General features: G+C 67.9%; 8 protein-coding genes and 1 pseudogene. 7 read left to right on the top strand and 2 right to left on the bottom strand.

All coding sequences use genetic code 11. The features are described 5' to 3' along the window. The first annotated feature begins 31 nt into the window (after positions 1-31). Both ACH4TG_RS09290 and ACH4TG_RS09295 read left to right on the top strand, forming a co-directional pair. Positions 32-3,256 carry an NEW3 domain-containing protein gene (locus ACH4TG_RS09290; protein ID WP_398241555.1) on the top strand — a complete coding sequence of 1,075 codons (3,225 nt, stop codon included), beginning with the start codon at positions 32-34 and terminating at the stop codon, positions 3,254-3,256. Between the two features lie 252 nt (positions 3,257-3,508). Further along, complete coding sequence (locus ACH4TG_RS09295; protein WP_398241556.1) at positions 3,509-6,193, top strand: GH92 family glycosyl hydrolase; 2,685 nt, start codon at positions 3,509-3,511, stop codon at positions 6,191-6,193. 199 nt (positions 6,194-6,392) lie between these two features. On the opposite strand, the gene ACH4TG_RS09300 is transcribed toward ACH4TG_RS09295, so the two are convergent. Beyond that, positions 6,393-9,758: a hypothetical protein gene (locus ACH4TG_RS09300; protein ID WP_398241557.1), complete on the bottom strand. Its 3,366-nt coding sequence runs from the start codon at positions 9,756-9,758 to the stop codon at positions 6,393-6,395. 663 nt (positions 9,759-10,421) lie between these two features. Further along, on the bottom strand, positions 10,422-14,033 hold the full coding sequence (locus ACH4TG_RS09305) for a glycoside hydrolase family 3 C-terminal domain-containing protein (RefSeq protein WP_398241558.1): 3,612 nt from the start codon (positions 14,031-14,033) through the stop codon (positions 10,422-10,424). A gap of 1,185 nt (positions 14,034-15,218) precedes the next feature. Here ACH4TG_RS09305 and ACH4TG_RS09310 point away from each other — a divergent pair. From ACH4TG_RS09310 to ACH4TG_RS09330, 5 genes and pseudogenes are all read left to right on the top strand, one after another. Then, positions 15,219-17,993: a hypothetical protein gene (locus tag ACH4TG_RS09310; RefSeq protein ID WP_398241559.1), complete on the top strand. Its 2,775-nt coding sequence runs from the start codon at positions 15,219-15,221 to the stop codon at positions 17,991-17,993. A gap of 449 nt (positions 17,994-18,442) precedes the next feature. Beyond that, positions 18,443-18,646: a cold-shock protein gene (locus ACH4TG_RS09315; protein WP_398241560.1), complete on the top strand. Its 204-nt coding sequence runs from the start codon at positions 18,443-18,445 to the stop codon at positions 18,644-18,646. 216 nt (positions 18,647-18,862) lie between these two features. Continuing rightward, positions 18,863-19,945: a fatty acid desaturase family protein gene (locus ACH4TG_RS09320; RefSeq protein ID WP_398241691.1), complete on the top strand. Its 1,083-nt coding sequence runs from the start codon at positions 18,863-18,865 to the stop codon at positions 19,943-19,945. 92 nt (positions 19,946-20,037) lie between these two features. After that, complete coding sequence (locus ACH4TG_RS09325; RefSeq protein ID WP_398241561.1) at positions 20,038-20,280, top strand: SCO5918 family protein; 243 nt, start codon at positions 20,038-20,040, stop codon at positions 20,278-20,280. A gap of 116 nt (positions 20,281-20,396) precedes the next feature. Then, positions 20,397-20,758: pseudogene (locus ACH4TG_RS09330) on the top strand (transposase); the annotation flags it as partial. Between the last annotated feature and the right edge of the window lie 733 nt (positions 20,759-21,491).

Here is a 21,491-nt window from a genome sequence, read left to right on the forward strand (position 1 = left end):
CAGAACACGCAGACGACGAGTCAGGGCCGGCGTGACGGCCGTGCTGGCCACGGCCCTGGCAGTGACCGGGGCCGTCACCGGAACGGCCACCGCCGCCGGGCCGGACGGCTCCAAAGGCGTCGCGATCGACGCCGGATACCTCCATCTGAATCTGAGCGGCACCGGCCAGGTCACCGCCCTGACCGACAGCCGGACGGGCAAGAACTACATCGCGACCGGGCACGGCACCGCCCCCCTGGTCAGTCTGATGGTCGACGGTCATCAGGTGGAGCCGAGCAAGCTGACCCTCGGCGCCGACAACCAGCTCGTGTTCACGGGCGCCGACGGCTTCGAGATCGATGTCGCCGTCCTGGACAAGACGACCTACTCCACGTTCACCGTCACCAAGGCCGTCGCGCCCGACGGCGGCGACCTGCAGACGCTGCTGTGGGGCCCGCTGCCGACCGCCATCACCCAGACGCTCGGTGAAGCCGTCGGCGTCGTGCGCGACAACGGCTTCGCCGTCGGGATGAAGCCGCTGACCGACCGCACTGAGGGCGGCTGGCCACGCGAGGAGGTGAACACCCCCATCGGCTGGCAGAACGAGGTCGACTCCAACCCCTCCCACCTCCAGGTGTCGCCGGACGGGTTGGAGGAGTGGAGCGTGGGTGCCAGGACCCCCTGGGGGACTCTGCTGCGCGCCTTCACGTTCGACTACACCAAGCAGCGAGACCGCCAGACCACCATCAACAACAGCGACACCACCTACCCGATCCCGGAGGGACCGCTGCCCGGGAGCCAGGGCTCCGTCGTCGGCTCGAGCGTCGCGCTGTTCGGCACCACCCCGGACATGGCGCCCACGGTGCTGTCGGCGATAGCCACCGGCCAGGGCCTGCCGTACCCGACGATCAACGGACAGTGGCAGAAGACCGCACAGGCCACCTCCCAGTCGTTCCTGGTGCTGTCCGATCTGAACACGGGCGACGTGGACAAGGCCGCCGCGTACGCGAAGGCCGCCGGGATCAAGGTGATCTACTCGCTGCCGAACGCCGAAGGACCCTGGAAGTCCGCCGGGCACTACGAGTTCAACGGCTCCTTCGGCGGTACCGACAGCGCGGCCGCGGCCTTGGTGAGCCAGGCGAACGCCGACGGCGTCCAGGTCGGGACCCACACGCTGTCGGACTTCATCGACACATCCGACGCCTACGTCAAGCCGGTGCCCAGCCCTGACCTGGCGCTCGGGCAGAGCACCACACTGGCCCAAGGTTTGGCAGCAGGGGACACCACCGCCTACCTCACCAGCTGCGCACCGCTCGCGGACGGCGCCCTGGGCAACCAGCTGCTGATCGGCGGCGAGTTCCTCAGCTACGGCTCGTCCAGCACGGTCGGCGGGCAGTGCCAGGTCACGGGCCTGAGCCGCGGCCGATGGAGCTCCACCGCCACGGCCCACCCCAGTGGCGCAACAGCCTCGCGGGTTCCGGAGAACGAGTACGGCGGGGCTCTGGGCAACCTGAACATCATCAACGCGATCGCCACGCGCTTCTCGACGATCGCGAACACCACCGGTACCAAGGCGATGTCCTTCGACGGTCTGGAGTCGGCCTCGCAGGCGGGCTGGGGGGCGTACGGCATAGCGAGCCTGGTCAACGGCACGTTCCGCCAGCAGAAGGCCAAGGACGGCTTCATCTCCGAGACCAGCCGCATGGGGTCGAACTTCTGGGACGGCCTGTCCCGCGCCAGCTGGGGCGAGGTCGGCTCGACCAGCATGAAGCAGGTCTTCCTCAACAACGCCTACTACCAGGCCAACTACCTTCCCGGCATGCTCGGTTGGATCTCCCTGAACAACAGCGTCCAGACGGTGGAGGACGACCTGGCCCGGGGCGCCGGACTCAACGCCGGAGCGGGATTCCAGACCTCGGTCTCCAGCCTGAACGGCAGTTCGAGCACCGCCCAGCGGCTGGACGCCATCAAGCAGTGGGACACGGCACGCAACCTCGGCGCGTTCACCTCCGAACAGCGCGCACAGTTGCGGGACCAGTCGACGCACTGGCACCTGAGCGTCATCACCCCCGACCACTCCTGGTCGCTGCAGCAGCTCGACGGCTCCGGCAACCCCGTCGGCCCCGCGCAGACCGTGACGGCCCCGGCCCCGGCGTTCACCACGACCGGTCTGCCCGCGACGGCCGCGAACAGGCTTTACGAGGCGCGGGTGGCCACCAACAGCCCGGGAACGATCCGCTACTCGGTCACCTCCGGCAAGCTGCCCGAGGGTGTGACGCTCAACCCGGACACCGGCGGCATCACCGGCATCGCGAAGGACGACCGGCCGGCCACGTTCACCGTCACCGGTAAGGGCGGTCCCAGAGTCGCCGACGCCCAGGGCACCTTCACGACCGGGACCGTGGGCGCCGCTCCCGAGGTGGCGTTGGCGGCGGACAGCGGCTTTGCGGCCCCGGGCCAGTCGGTCACGCTGACCGCGTCCGTCACCAACCCCGGCACGAGGCCGATATCCAGGGTGATCGCGACTCTCGGACTGCCGACCGGCTGGACCGCCGCTGACGCGAGCGCGAGTGTCGGCACGATCCCCCCGGGAGCCACAGCGACCGCGTCGTGGACCGTCCGCGTCCCGGCCGACGCCGCCTCCGGCACGCAGACCAGCCAGGTGTCCGTCTCCTATCCCAAGGGCCCCGGCAGCACCGACGCCACCTTGGTGTTGCCCGTCGCCTTCCCCAGCCTCGCGGCGGCCTTCAACCACGTCGGCATCACCGACGACTCGGCGCCGTCACTGGGCGACTTCGACGGCTACGGCAACAGCTTCTCGGCGCAGGCGCTGGCCGCGGCCGGCGCGAAGGCCGGGGCGAGCCTGAAGTTCAACGACATCGCCTTCACCTGGCCGAGCGCCGCGTCCGGAACCAAGGACGACGTCGCCGCCGACGGCCAGATCATCGCCGTCTCCGGCACCGGCGCATCCCTGGCCTTCCTCGGATCCGGCATCGGAGCGCCCTCGGGGACCGTCACCGTCTACTACACCGACGGAACCACCTCGACCGGCACGCTCGGCTTCCCGAACTGGCTCAGCGACACCCCGACCCAGTTCGGCGCCCAGCCGGTCATCATCAGCACCTACCGCAACACCCCGTCGGGACCGGCCAACCACGGCTACCAGTACGACGTCTACTACAACAGCGTGCCGCTGGCCCAGGGCAAGACGGTCGCGGCGGTCCAACTGCCGCAGAACTCCTCACTGCACATCTTCGCCGTCGGCGTCGGCGGCTGACCGTGAAGTGATCCGAACGAGGTCGGGGAGCCGGAGCGGAGGATGAGCCACCGCACCGGCCCCCGACCAGTTTCGGCAACGGCCACTTACCGCCATACTGACAACGTTGTCAATCATCCACTCACTGGAGGCAGGATGCTTCTTCGAACGAGCCTCAATGAGAGGCTCAGACCTCTCAGCACGAGACCGGTCGCGCCCCGCGGCGTGCGGCCGTCGAGGCCGGTCTCGCGAGCGGCCACGATTCTGATGGCCTTGCTGGCCACGCTTGTCGTACCGGTCGGTGCGGCGAACGCGGCGGCCGCGGAGCCGTTGGGTACCCCGCACCAGGGTTCGAACGTGGACAACGTCGATCCCTTCATCGGCACGACGGGATCCAGCAGCACCGAGTACGGGGGCATGATCCCCAGCACGGCACCGCCGTTCGGCATGACGCGCTGGTCCCCGATGACGCGGGTCAACTACGTCAGCCGGCTGCCCTACCACCTCAACGATCCGAAGATCACCGGCTTCATCGGCACGCATCAGCCCGCGATCTGGATGGGCGACTCGGGATACGTGGTCGGCATGCCCGGCGTCGGTGCGGTCAAGACCGCGGAAGCCGATCGCGGCCTGCCCTACAGCCACAGCGACGAGACGGCATCGCCCGAGAAGTACACCGTGAACATGCACCCGTCGCCCGGGCAGACGCTGCGCGCCGAGCTCACCGCCACGTCGCGGGTCGGCATGCTGCGGCTGACGTACCCGCAGGGCGAGGCGTCGAACTTCGTGATGCAGGCGACACGGGCCGGAATCACCGGCAACGTCCACGTCGATCCGGCCACACGGGAGATCACCGGGTACAACCCCGACCGCCAGGACAGCAACCTCGGGCCCTTCAAGGCAACGGGCTTCAAGGGCTACTTCGTCGCGCGCTTCGACACCGCGTTCGCCAGCTACGGCACGGCGAGTGGCGCCACGCAGTACGAGGGGCAGGACGACCGCACCGACCAGAACGCGGCGGCCTACGTACGCTTCCCCGCCGGCACGGTGACGGTCGGCGTGCGCATCGCGACCTCGTTCATCTCGGTCGCCCAGGCGCGGGCCAACCTGGACGCGGAGATCCCCGACCACCAGAAGTTCGACACCACCGTCGCCAGGACCAAGGCCGCGTGGGCGGACAAGCTCGACCGCGTCGACATCAGCGGCGCGAGCCCCGGGCAGCGCGCCACCTTCTACACCGCGATGTACCACGCGCTGCAGTACCCGTCGGAGATGTCCGAGCACGGCCGCTACTACAGCGCCTACGACGACAAGGTCCACAAGGGGGTGAGCTACACCGGGTACTCCCTGTGGGACACGTTCCGGGCCGAGAACGCGTTCCTCACCCTGTTCGCGCCCGAGCGCATCAACGGCATGGTGACGTCGATGCTGCAGGACTACCAGCAGGGCGGCTGGCTTCCGATGTGGAAGAACATCACCGAGACCAACATCATGGAGGGCACGAGCGCCGACTCGGTCATCGCGGAGGACATCGCCAAGGGCTTCCACGGCTTCGACCTGAACCTCGCCTACCAGGCCGTGTACAAGGACGCCATGACACCGCCCGACCAGGACACCACGCTCTGGTACGGCGACCGCCAGCAGGGCACGCCGGTGGAGGCCCGAGCCGGGCTCACCTGGTACAAGCAGAACGGCTGGGTGGCGGCCGACCACACGGCGGAGGCCGGGACGCGGACCCTCGACTTCGCCTACGAGGACTACGCCGTGGCGCAGGTCGCCAAGGCAGCAGGCAAGGACTCCGACGCCGCGTACTTCCTGGACCGAAGCAAGAACTACCGGAACGAGTACAACGCCGGCACCGGCTTCATGCAGGCGCGCAACCTCGACGGCTCCTGGGCCGGCGGTGGCTGGACCGAAGGCGACCAGTGGGTCTACACCAACGACGTCATGCACGACGTCCCCGGCCTGATCGCGCTCAAGGGAGGCGACGAGAAGTTCACCTCATGGCTGGACAGCTACTTCGCGGGTGGTCACAACAACCACACCAACGAACCCAGCCACCACATCCCGTACCTCTACGACTACTCCGGCCGGCCCTGGCGGACGCAGGAGCTGGTCCACCAGATCGCGAACGCCAACTACAAGGACGCCCCTGACGGCCTGTCAGGGAACGAGGACTGCGGCCAGATGTCGGCCTGGTACCTGTTCTCCGCGATGGGCTTCTACCCCGTCAACCCCGCCTCCGGCCAGTACGCCGTCGGCAGCCCCTTCTTCGACAAGGTCACCCTCAAGCTCCCCGGAGGCCACCGCCCGCTGGTCATCTCCTCCCCCGGCGCGGGTGCCAACCCCTACGTCCAGAACCTGGCACTCAACGGCAAGCAGATCACCGAGCCGTTCCTGAGCCAGACCGACCTGACGCGCGGCGGGCACCTCGACTTCACCATGAACGCCGCACCGCAGGCATGGGCGGCCACGACCACTCCCCCGGCCCCCGACCCGGACCTCGCCCACTTCAAGCCGGTCACCATGCTCAACGGAACCCCGGCGACAGGGTGGGGCAAGCCCACCGAGAACGCGGTCGACGGGAATCCCTCGACCCTCGCGCAGTCGACCACAGGCGATCCCTGGAGCCTGCAGGTCGACCTGGGCGGGGCCACCACCGTGGGGCGGGTGTCCGTGGCCCCGGACTGGGAGAACTACCCGGTCGGCTACGACATCAAGGTCTCCACGGACGGCAGCAGCTGGACCACCGTCGCCAGCGAGGCGGACGCCGGGGGCACCGACGGCTGCGCCGCCCACGGCGTGACGAAGTGCGGCCAGTCACACACCTACGCGTTCACCCCGGTGAAGGCGCGCTACGTACAACTCAGCGTCAGCAACTGGGCCAGCGCCAAGACCGGCGCCCCGGCCACCGGTTACGGCTGGGCCCTCGCCGAGTTCGGCGTCTACGCCCAGTGACCTCCAGCCGCCCTTGAGCTCTGTGCCGCCGCATGGTCCTCACCGGCCATGCGGCGGCACCGTCCAGGGCGTTCCCCCTGATCCCTCTTCACTCGAGTCATCGGTCGGCGGGGTGCCGCAGGCGGAACGCCATGCGATGCCGACGAGCAGGGCGGGCCCCAGGCCGAAGCGGCCTGGGGCCCGCCTGGTCGAGGTGGCCCTACTCCACCGTCACGTCGTCGAAGTACGTCGTGCCGGACCGGCCGCCGGCCTGCCAGTTGCCCAGGGCGATCTGGTGGAAACCTGTCACCCCGGCCACTCCGCCTGATGGTGTGACCAGGACGCCGTCGATGTACATGTCCAGGTGTGTGCCTGAGCTGTAGTCCCACTCGAGCTTGTGCCAGCCCGTCGTGCGGGTGACCGTGGTGGCCATGCTGGCGGTGCCGACGCGAATGACGTACTTGGTGGGCGAGACCCGGGTGTTGACGCCGATGCCCCGCCAGCCGGTGGGGTCGGACCACGGCGTGGCGTCCGCTCTGGCCATGGTCTGGAGATCGCGGTCAGCGGCATTGTCGTAGAACTCCACCGTGGCCACCTTGTTCTGCCCGGGGAACGACCGGCTGATCACGGAGGTGCGCCCGCTTGTCGTGTAGCTCAGTCCCCGGGACAGCGGAGCGGTGGTCGTCGAGGGTGTCCCCTTGTCCACAGTCCACGCCCCGAGGCCGTGTTCGAAGTTCTCCACGACCGCGGAATCGTCGTACACATCGACGTCGTCGAAGTAGTACAGCCCGGCTCCGGACCACCAGTTGCCCATGGCCACCGTGGTGAAGCTCGTGATGCTGGGGTCGGACACGACCAGCGTGCCGTCGATGTACATGTCCAGCTTGGTTCCCGAGGTGTAGTCCCACATGAACTCGTGCCAGCCATTCGTCCTGGGGACGGTGGTCGGGGTGATGGTCGTGCCGATGCGGTAGACGTAGAAGCCGGCGCTGGATGTGCTGACGCCCAGCGAACGGGATGTGGTGCCGTCGCTGGCCGGACCGTTGTCGACGCGCCCCATGGCCTGCACGGTCTTCGAGCCGTTGTCGAAGAACCACATCGAGACCTTCTTATGCGTGCCCGCGCCGAAGTCCCGGTAGATGTAGTCCCGGTTGTCGTCGGTGACGAAGGCCGACTTCCCGCTGTGCGACCGCTGCCCGCTGGGGACGGGGAGGCCGGCTCCGGACGTCCAGTTCGACGTACCGTTCTCGAAGCCGTCGAAGAAGACCGTCCCCACCTTCGGCTCGACGGACGGGGTGGCCGGCTGCGGCAGCAGGGAGCCGCGGTCCGGGTTGGTCTGCAGGCCCATCTGGGCGAACGGTGGCGCCTGGAAGGGCACTGTCGCGTTCGAGAGGCCCTGCACGGGGTCGTCCACGCCGGTGGCGGTCTGGGACATCATCGGCGACGTGGACTTGACGGTGAAGTCCATGTGCGTGGGGTCGACGAAGTCCGAGTAGTTGCCCGTGACGACCTGGTTGTTCCAGGTCTTGTTCCCTGGGTTGACGTTGCTCGTGTAGAGCGATGCCAGGTACGGGTACGCGGTCTTGTACGGTTCCGTGGAGACGGAGACGCCGCGGAAGTCAGCGGGATCCGAGGTGTTCACGCGCGTGCTGATCAGCGGGTCGTTGTGCATGGCCGAGTACGCGGTGCTCGTCGAGTTCTGCACCAGATGCGTGGTGTCGATCGCGATGTTGTTCGGGGCAGAGGTGTTCCCGCCGCCGTTGAAGCCGATGACCTGGGGGTCGCCGTTGGTCTGGAAGAAGTAGTTCTGGGAGACGCTGTTGAACCCGGACTTGTCGTCGAAGGAGATCGCCTGCGGATACGACGGCGAGCTCTCCAGCAGGGTCCTGACGATGTGGTGGAAGAAGTTGAACTGGATCTTGTTGCCCACCTCGCTGGGGTCCCGCCCCATGTAGATGGCACCGTTCTCGTTCATGCCCTGGAGCGCGTCGTAGATCTGGTTGTACTCGATCGTGTGGTCGTTGCCGTGAAGATAAATCGCCTGACCGGCCACGTCGTGCAACAGGCTGTGAGTGATCCGGTTGCCGACCCCGTCGATGTTGACAGCCGCCTTGTAGGACTTGTCGAGACGGGTGACCTGGAAGATGTCGCAGTCGTCCACGAAGTTGCCCGCAGGGGTGAGGCTCTTGCGGTCGCCTCCGCCGAGGATGACGCCGCCCTCACCCGTGTTGTAGATGTCCGAGTTCTTGATGCCGTTGTCGGTCCCGCCATTGCGGTTCCAGGCGGCGTACCGGTAAATCCTGGTGTTCCAGTCCCCGATCGTGTCGGAGGCCGGCTGAGGCGATCCGTCCGCGGTGAAGGCGTCACCGCCGTACTGCCCCTCGGCGAGCGGAACGGTCCCCTGGCCGACCATGAGGCCGACCTGACCCAGGTTCCTGAGGGTCACACCGTTCAGGTAGTTGTCAGTGCCGCCTTCCATGTATGCGCCCATCCCGCGGGAGTTCTCGAACACCATGTGCGCGAACCGGGTGTGGTCAGTGTCGATCATGGACACCAGCGGGTCCTTCAGCATGGACACCTGGATGAGGGAGGCACTGAGGTCATAGGGCGGATAGAGGTAGAGCTTGCCGGTCTCCTTGTCGACGTAGTACTCGCCTGGAACATCGATCTCCTCCAGGAGGTTGACCGCGTGCCACTTCGACTCCGAGCCCTGCGCCACCCCGTACATGTGCGGAATAGCCAGCGTGATGGTCTTGGCGGTCGTGTCGATCTTGTCGATCCGGATCGAGTCGTCGGCGTAGCTGTGGTGGAACGTGCCGGAGGCGTAGGCGTCAGTGGCCTGCGCCCACTTGTCCACCCTCGTATCCGAGTAGCCGAACGTCGGCTTGTTCATGGCGTAGTCGCCGTTGCGAGGGATGCTCCCGGCGCTGACCACCTTCCCCACCGGGATGTCCGGCTGACCGACGTTGGGATACCGGGCGATGGTCTGAGGCCGCCCGTCGATGAACAACTCCAGAGGCGATGGCGTGTAGGCGCGGTTGAACCCACGGGGACCGTATTCGCCGAAGTCCCTGATGCCGCGGCGAGTGAGGTCTATCTGCTCGAGATGGGGCCTCGCCGCGGGCTCGACGACCCTGGCCAGCACGGACTGATCCGTCACCGGACGGACGTCGGAGGGGCTGATCGTCTTCCCGCCGTCGAGGTAGACCGTCTCACCGGGATAGCCCGAGTAGGTGATCGGCGCCGAGGCGGTGCCCTTGTCCGCGGCACTCAGAGCGAAGGTCGAAGTGCGGGTGTACCGGCCGCCCCTGAGATAGACGGTCACCCCGCCCGACGGCAGACCCGAGCGCGCCTTCAGCGCCCTGATCGCGTCCCGCGCGTGCTCCAGGGTCTTGAACGGGGCGCCGATCGTTCCCGGGTTCGCGTCCGAGCCGTTGGTGGCGATGTAGTAGGTGCGCCCGGGCGTCGCGTGCGTGATCGGCGAGGGCGGCGCCGCGTGCGCGATCGGGGAGGGTGCCACGATTCCCACCGCCGCCAGCAGCGTCAAGCTCGCAGCCCCCAACATGGAGTGTATTCGTCTGCGCATGCCCACACCTTTCACGCGGTCCGATGAGGTGCACCCACGGTTCCTTATCGATTATCGGGAGTGACGGTAAGTCACGAGTCTCTAGACGTCAACGACTTGCGCACACATAGCCCGAACCGACCCGCCACGCCTTGATGGGTCGCCGGGCCAAGCAACGATCCAGGACTGCCGCCGCGGTCGACCGCGGCGATCGACGCTCGCCGGCTGCCCTCACGCTGCGTATCCAGCACTTGCCCGACTATCGATGAATCTGGTCGCCATACGGCCGCGGACACCGACTCCGCGCGAAACAGTGCCACTACCGGCGGCAAAGCTCTGCCGGCCAGGACAGTCACGAGCGACTCCTGGAGTACCGGGACTCTCCCATGATTCTGCGACCTGACCTGCGGGTTCTACCGGACGGGTGGAGAGGGGCGGGGCGTTGAACGATCGAGGGGCGGTCTCGCGGAGACCGCCCCTCGATCGTGCGACTCGGTGGGGAACCGACCGCGGGCCCGAACGATTTCGTCTATCGATGGTTCGGACCAGATCATCTCGACCGCGCCGGGAAGGCCCTTGAGTCCGTCGCCGACCAGCCTCGGCGCATCGTCCGAGCCACGGTTCCTGAGCTACTCGCTTGGCGTCTCCGCGATCAACAGATCCGCCGTTTGCTGGACACCTCCATCAGCCGATCGCGAGCGAGAAGAGGTGGATGGCCACCTGGCCGCTGGCGGCGTTGGGGCCGATGTTCGGGAGGGTCACGTAGGCCACGGTCCTGCCCGGCTGGAGGGGGACGGTGGCGGCGTAGACGCTGACGTGCTGGTTGGCCTTGCCGGCCGGCTTGTTGAAGTAGGTGCAGGTGGCCAGGATGTCGCTGCCGGGGGGAGCGCTGTTGCTCCACCAGTCGTTGAAGGACAGTGTGTAGGTCTGGGTGGTGCCGTCCGTGTAGGTGATGAGGCCGTTGCCGGAGGCGTTGCCGTAGTCGGCCGTGCCGAGGAAGCCCAGGGTGGTGCCGGAGCCGGCGAGCGGGACAGTCTGGCCGCTGGCCACGATGTTGTCGGGCTTGCCGGTGCCGGTGGTGGGCCAGGAGAAGGTCAGGCCGTCGTGGGTGACGGTGCCGCCGGAGGTGATCCCCTGTGCGGCGAGGGCCTGTTGGGACAAGCTGGAGTTCCCGCCGTCGAGGTTGCCGGCGCCTGGGGCGGCGTCGTCACTGACGCCGATGTTGGTCACCACGTCACCGATCGAGGAGTACGGCACCACGACCTGCCCGTTGGCCGTGTCGCTCTCACCCGCGCCCCGGTAGCTTGCCGCGGCCTGTACGGAGTAGGTGCCGGTCTCGGCGTCGGCGGGAGGCGTGACGGTCCAGGTGGTCTTCACCGAGGCGCCCGCGGGGATGGTCGGGAACGTGGCCGGCGAGGTCGGTGTCGCGGCCCAGCCGTCGGGCACGGTCAGTGTCACGGCGGCGTCGCGCAGCACGGTGCTGCCGGGGTTGGCGTAGGTGGTGGTCACCGTGGCGCCCGAGCCGTGCCGGACGATCGCGGTGGCGTTGACGCTCAGCGGGTGCAGCACGCGTATCACCGCGGAACCGGTGACCCCGTTCACGGTGACGTCGATCGTGGCCACGCCGCTGCCGACCGCGGTGACCAGCCCCTTGGGGCTGACCGTGGCCACGGACGGGTCGCTGCTGCGGTAGGTGACCCGGGCCGCGGACAGGTCCAGGAAGGAGCCGTCGTCGTTGACCGCCTCGACGACGTGGTCGGCGGTGACGCTCATGTTCCGCCCGGGCTGGGCGGCCGGGTCGGTGTCGTCCTTGATCCACTGGTTGCGGGCGGTCAGGTCGACGGTGTCGCCGGCCTGGTACACGACGTTCTCGGGCTGCACCGTCACGTACCGCAGGTGCGGGGTGAGGCTGCCGCGGACGGCGACCGCCGCGGATCCGGCGGTGGTGGCGGAGTCCGGCCCGACGTCGAACCGGTAGGTGCCCTCGTAGACCACGTCCTTGGCCTTCTGACCGTCGTGGAAGGCGAGATCGGGGACGTTCACCCGCAGGGTGATGTGCTGGGTGGCGCCGGGCTGCAGGACCCGGGTCTTCCGGAAGCCGGCCAGGCGCTTCGCGGGCAGTTCCCGGCCCTGGACGGTGAAGGGGGTGGCCGCGTAGAGCTGGGCGACGGTGGTTCCGGGCACGCTGCCGGTGTTGGTGACGTCGAAGCCGACGTCGACCGTCCCGTCCGCGTTCACCGAGGAACGGTTGGCGTGGACGTGGGAGTAGGCGAAGGTGCTGTAACTCAGTCCGTAGCCGAAGGGGTAGCTCGGGGTGCCGGTGAAGTACTGGTAGGTGCGGCCCAGCCCGCCGGTACCGCTCGGGCTCAGGTTGTAGTCGGACATGGCGGGGAGCTGCGAGTCGTCCTTGTACCAGGTGAAGTTGAGGTGCCCGCCGGGGTTCTGCCTGCCGAACAGCATGTCGGCCAGGGCCGTGCCCTGGCTCTCGCCGTTGTAGCCGGAGAAGACGATCGAGGCGACCTTGCCGCGGTAGGACTCGAGGGAGACCGGTCCGACGGACTGGATGTCCAGCACCGTCTTCGGGTTGCCCAGGGCGGTGACCTGGTCGATCAGGCTGCCGTAGTTGCCGGGCAGCGCAAGGCTCGTGCGGTCGTGGCCCTCGCCGGCGGTGGCGCTGTCGGTGCCGACGGCGATCAGCACGAGGTCCGCGGTCTTGATGTCGTCCTGGGTCTGGGCACTCAGCGTCGCCACGCCGGTCGCGGTGGTGGAGGTGCCGGCCGGGTCGTAGACGACCTGGGCGTTGGGGTTGGCGGCCTTGACCTGGTCGGTGATGCCCTGGACGGCGTTCACCTTCAGCGCCGGGTCGCCGGAGTAGCCGCCGAGGGTGACCTTGCCGGCCTGGTTGCCGACGATGACAACCTTGTTCAGCGAGGCCGGGTCGGCGGGCAGCACCGGGGTGCTCGCTCCGGCCGGTGTGTCGTTCTGCAGCAGCACCAGCGCGTTGTCGGCGACCTTGGTGGCCAGCGCCTGGTGGGCCGGGGACTGGATCACGTCCTTGGTGATCTTCGTGTACGGCTGCTGGTCCACCGGGTCGAACTCCCCGGTCTCCATACGGGTGGTGAACAGGTGCACCAGGGCGTTGTCGATGACGCCCTCGCTGATGATCCCGGCCTGGACGGCCTGCTCCAGGTTGGGCAGGGTGGCCTCGCCGCCGGTGCAGTTGACGTCTGTGCCGGCCCGCAGCGCGTACGACTGGCCGCCGGCCGCGCCGGAGACCTTCTGGCCGGTCGCGGTGCTGGTCCAGGTGGCGCCGCCGCCCTTTCCGTCGGTGGTCCAGCCGGGCGGGGCCCAGTTGTGGCCGCTGGGGAAGCTGTTGTACGTGGTGCCGACCGCACCGCAGTCGGAGGTGATGTAGCCCTTGAAGCCGTAGGTGCGCTGGGCGATCTGGTTCGTGGTGTACGTGTTCGCCACCGACGGTGTGCCGTTGATCGCGTTGTACGAGGTCATCAGGCCCGAGACGTGCGCCTTCTCGATCAGGCTCTTGAACTGGGCGGTGTAGTAGTCGTAGAGGTCGTCGTCGGTGACGTTCGAGCTGATGCCCATGCGGTTGTTCTCGGTGTTGTTCAGGGCGTAGTGCTTGGCGGTCGAGGCGACCTTGAGGTACTTGCCCTGCGGTTTGCCGTCCTCGGTCTGCCCCTGGTAGCCGTTGACGAAGGCGCCGGCCATCTGGCCCACGAAGTAGGGGTCCTCGCCGAACGCCTCGTCGGTGCGTCCCCAGCGCGGGTCGCGGTCGAGGTTCACCGTCGGCGCCCAGTAGGTGAGCATGCCGTAGTCGTCCTTCGAGGGACCGAGGTTGTTCTGCCCGGTGCCCCAGAGCGACTTGTCCAGCAGACCTCGGGCCTCGTCGGAGATCGCGGTGGTCTCCTGGTACATGAGGTCCTTGTCCCACGACATCGAGGCGGCGAAGTTCGTGGGGAAGCTGGTGGCGTGCACGCCGCCGGTCACTGAGCCGTGGTTGGTGTCGCCGCCGTGCAGGTCGTTGATGCCGTGCTGGCCCTCGCTCCAGTACGTGTACTGCTGCACGCCCAGTCGCGGGATCGCGGGAGAGTTGTTGGTGCGCAGTTGCTGCACCTTCTCGCTCAGCGACATCCGCGAGACCAGATCGGCCGCGCGCTCGGAGAAGGAGTAGTGGGTGTCGAGGTAGATCGGCGTGGATGCCTGGTTCACGGCGGGCGGGCGGGCCTGTGCCGTGGCCGCGAGCGGGCCGACCAGGGCGAGTGAGCACACGGTCGCCATGACCGCGTTTCTGAGGGGGCTGTGCATCCGGAGCATCGCGCCTCCTAGCGCATCGGTGGACGGTGTCGGGCACGGCGGCGTCGAGCGTGCCCTCGGTCCGGGCGTGTGGCCGCGGCCTCGCGCAAAGGGGCGCGGGGCCGAGGCCGCCGGGGCGGCGCCGCCGGTCGGTCGTCTGTCAGGTCGCACTCCTCCAAGCCCCGATAGCCGTACTGTTGGCGATCAGACACGAGCCCCGGCGTTCCCGGCCGTCACGTACAGCCGTCAAAGGGGGCGAGGCACCGCCCCACTGGAAGGTGACCGTGGGGTCGCCCCCCCGAGGCCGGCGTCGAGCCGCCGAGCGAGATGCCGTTGGAGAACCGCCCGTACAGGCCGCTGCCACCGCCCTCGGTGGGAGGGCGAGTACGAGGTGTCGACGACCTCGCCGCCGGGTGAGCCGTAGCCGTGGCCCTGCGCGTAGTTGACCCTCGCCGAGCCGCCCGCGCAGCCGGTCACTCACTGGTCGGAGGTGACGATCAAAGGGGTCGCTACGTGTGCACCACCGCCGCCCGGAGTGAGGGCGTCGGGGGCCGATCGTCGGGTGATGACCTCGATCCTCGGTCGGCGTCGCTTCTTCGCCACGTGCCACTCCGTTCTCGGGGGATGTAGCCCTGGAGGTGCGATGCCCATCGAGAATTGTGTGGCAACTTGCGCAGAAGTCAAGGGAGTTAGTGCACAATCTCGCAACCATATCGCGCGAAGGTGGCCTCACCTGGTGCTGCGTGGAACATCCGACGGCTGATTACGTATCATCCTGGATCCACCGATGGGAAGTGGGCATCGGCCACGACGGTCACCTGTACGCCAGGGACTCCATGGCCCGTCGTCCGGCCCAAGCCGTTGCGGACATCCCTTCAATGATCCTATCTATCGACGCCCCAACGCTCGACAAACGCCGTCCCGCGCGGCTTCTAGCCAGCAGTTTCTGTTCTATGCCTGGACAGCGGAGTGTCGGAGTGCATTAATACCTCCGATGAGTCGGGGGTGACGGCCCCCGGGCGGTCCCGGCCCGATCCGGTTCCGTACGCGGGTCCGCTCCTTGGGCCCCCGTGCACTGCTTCACAGGCACCGGGGACCGCATCCACCCACACCCCCGATGGGAGCGTGTCATGAACAGACCGACGTGTGCGGTCGATGGGACGGCTGGTCATGCATAAGAGACCTGCTGTGCGGCGTCCGGCCACCGCCTGGGCGTTCGCCGTCGCCACTGGCCTGGCCGCCGCCTTCCTCGTTCCGGCCTTCGGCTCCGCCGCCGAGGCCGCCACCACCACGCTGACCCTCTACGCCGCGCCCGACGGCACAGGCACCAACTGCACGCAGACGGCGCCGTGTTCGCTGTCCGGCGCCCAGACCAAGGTCCGTGACGTGGTGGCCGGCGGCAGCGCCGGGGACGTCGACGTCAAGCTCGGGGACGGCACGTACCGCCTCGGCTCGACCTGGAAGTTCGGCGCCCAGGACTCGGGTACCGCCGGGCACCCGGTGGTCTGGGAAGCCGCGGACGGCGCGCATCCGGTGATCTCCGGCGCGACCCGCATCCACAAGTGGACCGACACGGGCACCGCGGGCCTGTGGTCGGCCTCGGTACCCGCGGGCAGCGAGTCCCGTCAGCTGTACGTCGACGGCCGCCAGGCGCCGGTCGCCCAGGCCACCCCCGCCCAACTCGGCTTCGCCGGCAGCTGGACCGGGACCACCGACGGCTACAACATCAGCGGCGACAGCGCCGCCAAGGCGTGGTTCGGCGCGCTGAGTGCCGACGAGCTGCAGCAGGTCGAGTTCGACTACCCGGGGGGCAACGGCCCCTGGACCGAGTCGCGCTGCCGCGTCGCCGGTTACGACAGCGCCACCGCCGCGCTCACCATGACGCAGCCGTGCTGGACCAACACCACCCGGCGCGCCTCGTTCAGCCATGCCAGCGGCGGCCTGCCGTCGATGAACCCGGGGACCAAGCCCTCCTTCGTGACCAACGCCAAGGCGCTGATCCGCCCGGGCCAGTGGTACCTCGACTCGGCCGCGAGCAAGCTCTACTACAAGCCGCTGGCTGGCCAGTCGCTGAAGAGCTTCGCCGTCGAACTCCCCCGCCTGGAGTCGCTGCTCCAGGGCGCGGGCACGCTGGCGACCCCGGTGCACGACCTCACCTTCAAGGGGCTCCAGTTCTCGTATGCCACCTGGAACGGCCCCTCCGGCGCGGCCGGGTTCTCCGATGTGCAGAGCAACCTGCGGATGACCGAGGCCCCGGCCGGCGGGTCCACCAAGGGCAACCAGGCCATGTGCGAGTTCTCGGCGCCCGCGGGCAGCTGCCCCTGGGGCGGACTGACCCAGCCGCAGGCCAACGTCGCCTTCAGCGCCGCGCACGATGTCACCCTCACCGGCAACCGCTTCGCCGAACTCGGCGGTGCGGGCCTGAGCGTGATGTACGGCTCGGTCAACACCCGCATCCAGGGCAATGAGTTCACCGACATCGCCTCGACGGGCATCCTGCTCGGCTGCACCTACGACCCGACGCCGGTGCTCCCGGTGGGCGCGACCAGCGCGCAGTTGTCGCCCCCCGAGGGGATCAAGCAGCACTGCACGCCGGACCCGGCTGCGGTCAGCGGTGACACCATCGGCGCCAACGAGATCCTCACCGACACCACCGTCTCGGACAACGTCATCCACCGGGTCGGTACGGACTACTCCTCCGCCTGCGGCATCACCTTGCTGTTCTCCCGCGGCACCACGATCACCCACAACAACCTCTACGACCTGCCCTACACCGCCATCACCGCCGGCGTGATCCAGGGCCATGTCGACCACGCCGGGGACGCGCAGAACTCGGTCAACATCAACGAGAACAACACCATCAGCAACAACCGCTTCCACGACTGGATGCAGCGGCGCCAGGACGGCGGGGCCATCTACGTGGAGGGCCACCAGGCCCAGTACCGGGACGCGAACGGCAATGCCGTCCCCGCCACCGGTGCCGTCGACCCCGCCCAGACCCTGGCGCACGGCCTCCAGGTGCATGGCAACGTCGCTTACAACAGCCCCCGTACCAACTTCACCTACTACGACGACGCCGGTTCGGAGTGGATCAACTGGCAAGGGAACGTGGCGTTCAACGCCGGTTCCAGATCGCAGGGAGGCTGTTCGTCCACGGGCCACTTCTGGACTAGCGACAGCTACTTCTCGGGCAGCACGGAGGCCTACGCCTGTTCACTGCCGATCGACTCGCACGTCTCCAACAACACGACAGTGACCTCCACCCCCGGCCCCGGCGACCTCTCCACCACGCCCACCGCGGGGAAGATTCCCGAATCCCTGTTCACCTCGGCCGGAGTGAGCGACGACCACGCCGCACTGGTGAAGTCCGCAGGTCCGGAGGTCTCGTACGTCTCCGCGGCCGACGGCAGCAACCACATCCTGGTGGCCGGTGAGGGCTTCGGCGCCAACCCGAAGGTGTACGTGGGCAGCAGCACGCTCAAGAACCGCGATGTCCAGCGGCTGTCGAGCGGCTTCCTGATCGCCACCGTGCCGCCGGGCACCCGCACCTACCAGGTCTCGGTGGGCCGCCCGGTCGACGACCCCACGCGCATCAACGACACCGACTCCACCATCACCTACAGCGGTTTCAGCACCAGCTCGGGCCGCGGCATGGGCGACTTCCTGGACGACATCCACTACGCCACCGCAAACGGCTCCACGATCACCTACACCTTCACCGGGACCTCGATCAAGGTCTACGGAGAGCTCAACTCCGACCAGGGAAACATCGGGATCACCGTCGACAACCAGGCCCAGCAGACAGTGGCCACCACCTCGGACGACGGGCAACGCCACACGAACGTCGTCGTGTTCTCCGCGGACGGGCTCAGCCCCGGCACGCACACGATCGTCATCGAGAAGCTGTCGGGCACCTACGCCACCTTCGACGGTTTCGGCGGCTGAACCCCTCACCCCACAGGCAATGCAACGGCCGGCACCGGACCTTCACGGCCCAGTGCCGGCCGGCGGGTTCCCGCACCGGTTCCGAAGGCATACCACTCGGGCTGCCACGAGGGGGGGAAGATTTTCCATCCTTGCCTGCCGAAATGCGGAACGGCGCTCAAAAATCGGCGTTCTGCGTTCCGGATCAACCTTGCGCAGGGATCCTGCATCACGAGAAGCGGTCGCGAAGAGACCCTGCTCCCGTTCCGTAGCCAGTGCCCATTCCGTCTCCACTCGTGCTACGGTCGACGAAGTTGCAGTTTTGGTACTCATGAGTGCTGTGTGCGCCGGACGGGATGTGACCCTCTGGGCGCATTTTTGTTGTTCCGGCCCACCCAGATGGGGTCAACGCAGCGACTCCGGGCCCGCGACGCGCGGGTCAGGGAAGTGTCCCGACCGGAGGAAACAGCATGGCAACTGGCACCGTGAAGTGGTTCAGCCCGGAGAGGGGCTTCGGCTTCATCGAGCAGGACGGCGATGGCACCGACGTCTTCGCCCATCACTCGAACATCACAGCCGACGGACTCCGCGAACTCCAGGAAGGGCAGAAGGTCAACTTCGACCTCGTGCAGGGCCGCAAAGGCATGCAGGCGGAAAATATCGTCCTGGCCTGACCTGGAAAAATGCACGACCATCGGATCCTTCACCTCCGGTGCGGGATCCGGTTCCTACTTTATCCGCACCATCATTTGATCGGCTCGTTCTACGGATCACCGTGCGATGACCCAGTGCGGAGTTCTTTTCCGGCACGCGCCGCCTTCGAGGAAGACTCCGCCGTGCAGGAAACGAATGACCAGATTCCTCTGCCCGCTGCTCCCAGCCGGGGCCGCATCGACCCCGCTGCCGCGGCGACCGGCCAAAGTCCGCACGCGACCGAGCCGGAGAACGTACCGAACGGCCAGGGCAGCGATTTCGCCACGCTGGCCCGCCGGATCACGGACTCGGGCCTGATGGCGCGGCGTCCCGGGTACTACCTTTCCAGGATAGGCGGCCTGGCGGTGCTGTACACGGGTACGTGGGTGGCGTTCGCGCTGCTCGGGCACACGTGGTGGCAACTGGTGACGGCGGTGGTGCTCGGCGTGCTGTTCGCCCAAGTGGCCCTGGTGGCACACGACATAGCCCACCGGCAGGTCTTCCGGCTGCGCCGGCCCAGCGAGGCGGCCGGCCGGATCGCCGGGAACCTGTGCGTGGGCATGAGCTACGGCTGGTGGCAGAACAAGCACACCCGCCACCACGCCAACCCCAACCACGAGGATCTCGACCCGGACGTGGTGCCCGACGTCCTGGTGTGGTCACAGGACCAAGCACGGGTGGCCCGCGGCGTGTCACGCTGGATAGGCGCCCGGCAGGCGTACCTGTTCTTCCCCCTCCTCACCCTGGAGGGCATGAACCTGCACGTGGCAGGGGTACGGGCGCTGTTCCGCCCGGCGTACAAGCAGCGGACCCTGGAGGCGGTCCTGCTCGGCCTGCACATCGCCGGCTACGGCGCCGCGCTGCTGCTGGTCCTCACACCCCTCCACGCGCTGGCCTTCCTCGCCGTGCACCAGGCAGTGTTCGGCGTCTACATGGGATGCACGTTCGCGCCCAACCACAAGGGCATGCCCACCCTCACCGGCGACGACCGGCCCGACTTCCTCCGCCGTCAGGTCCTCACGTCCCGCAACGTCCGGGGCGGACGCCTGATCGACGTCGTGCTCGGCGGTCTCAACTACCAGATCGAGCACCACCTCTTCCCCAGCATGCCCACCCCTCATCTGCGCCGCGCACAGCCGATCGTCAGGGCCTACTGCGCCGAAGCGGGCATCCCGTACACCGAGAGCGGCCTGATCGCCTCCTACGCCCAGGCGCTGAAACACCTCCACCACGCAGGGGCGCCCCTGCGGCGCCGCCCCTGCCCTGCCGCGGTCGTGTAACAGCTCCGGCGACACCCATCCCTTCCGGCCGGAAGCGCGAGGACGTCGACGGCTTCCGGCTCCGCCCCCTGACCCCTGACCCCTGTCGAGGCATGATGCGCGTCACGATCGCCCGCCAGCACTTCTACTTCCATGCAGCTGAGGTCGAGCAAGCAATGAACAGGACGATCCCTGAACCCCTCATCGGCACGACCGTGGCGATCGGCGGCATCCGCTATCCCCTCATGCAGGTCGGCGCCGTCCTCACCCGCCAAGACCGGCGCGACTTCAGTGTTCGGGAGGTCGAACGGGCGATGCGCATGCTCGGCTTCACCATCCACCCACCGGTCTTGTGACTCCGCGAGTCCACCCTCAAGGCGCTCCAGCATGACGGGTCTTGGGCAGCTGGGCAAGCGCCAGACGAACGGCGGGGATGTGGGCGGCAGAGGGGCGTCTGTTCCCGCGGACATCGCCTGCCGTGCTGATCGTGGTGGACGCCGGAGATGACGTGCCCGCCTGGCGTTCCTGCTGAAGGATCTGCCGGTGCATGTGCTGGGCCGGACGCACTCGGAGCGTGTCCTGCGCCGGGCGACTCCTCCACACCAGCCGGGCACCAGGGGCCGTCCGCCCCGTCACGGCGGCGAGTTCGTCTTCGGTGACCCGGACACCTGGAACGCCCCCGACACACAGGCAGTGACCCAGACCCGTCTGTATGGAACCGCCGCCACCCGGTCCTGGGACCGCCTCCGTCCCAGGCTCACTCATCGCTCAGCGTGGGTTTCCCAGCTGGGCGCACTGCCGGTCATCGAGGGCACCGTGATCCTCCTGCAGGTCCTGGATGTTTGGCATCTATTCGAACCTCCGCGCGACGGACAGAAGGATAGATAGGATGCAGCTCTTGACGGAAGAGCCCCGCGATCGCACACTTATCCCCGTCGCAGACCACACTCTGCAACCTATTCGAACAGGTGGGGACGGCCGGAGGGGAGCACCTGCGGCCTCATAGTCGCGTCGACTAGCTCGGATACATCGAAGTCAGCTGGTTGGCGATGTATCGACCACGGGCCTCACCGTCGACCCGGCAACCGGGCAACCGGGCAACCGGGCAACCGGGCAACCGGGCAACCGGGCATGATGCGGAGAAATACCCATCTCCGATAGGCCCGCCGTTGGGCACCACCTCGTCCAAAGGGCCGCCTCAAGCCCCGTGCCCATCAGCAACCGCTTCCCTGAGCCGTCGGAGGAAACACCATGGCACGTCCACGCATCGCCGCCATGAGACGTGCAGCTGTGGCCATGGCAGCAGGTACGGTCCTCACGACCTGCGGCTCCGGCATCTCGGCCGCGCCGACCTCGGCGGCCGGACCGGCAACTGTCGAATTCCGGAGCTAGGCGCCGGGCTATGACAAGGCTGTCGCTGCATTCAACGCGAGCCACAAGGACATCTAGGTCAAGTACGAGACGATCGCCTCCAGTTGGAAAGGGCTACGCGAAGATGCTGGCCGCGGTGAAGGCCGGCAACGGTCCGTGTCTGGGGCAGGCTGGCGACGAGTCGATCCCGAGCTTC

The sequence above is a fragment of the Streptomyces sp. NPDC020917 genome, from assembly GCF_044333795.1.
Taxonomy (GTDB): domain Bacteria; phylum Actinomycetota; class Actinomycetes; order Streptomycetales; family Streptomycetaceae; genus Actinacidiphila.

Bases quoted from the DNA above. Each gene is read 5' to 3' on its own strand.
- ACH4TG_RS09325 (WP_398241561.1), top strand. From the start codon at position 20,038: ATGATGCGCGTCACGATCGCCCGCCAGCACTTCTACTTCCATGCAGCT.
- ACH4TG_RS09310 (WP_398241559.1), top strand. From the start codon at position 15,219: ATGCATAAGAGACCTGCTGTGCGGCGTCCGGCCACCGCCTGGGCGTTC.
- ACH4TG_RS09305 (WP_398241558.1), bottom strand. From the start codon at position 14,033: ATGGCGACCGTGTGCTCACTCGCCCTGGTCGGCCCGCTCGCGGCCACG.
- ACH4TG_RS09300 (WP_398241557.1), bottom strand. From the start codon at position 9,758: ATGCGCAGACGAATACACTCCATGTTGGGGGCTGCGAGCTTGACGCTG.
- ACH4TG_RS09315 (WP_398241560.1), top strand. From the start codon at position 18,443: ATGGCAACTGGCACCGTGAAGTGGTTCAGCCCGGAGAGGGGCTTCGGC.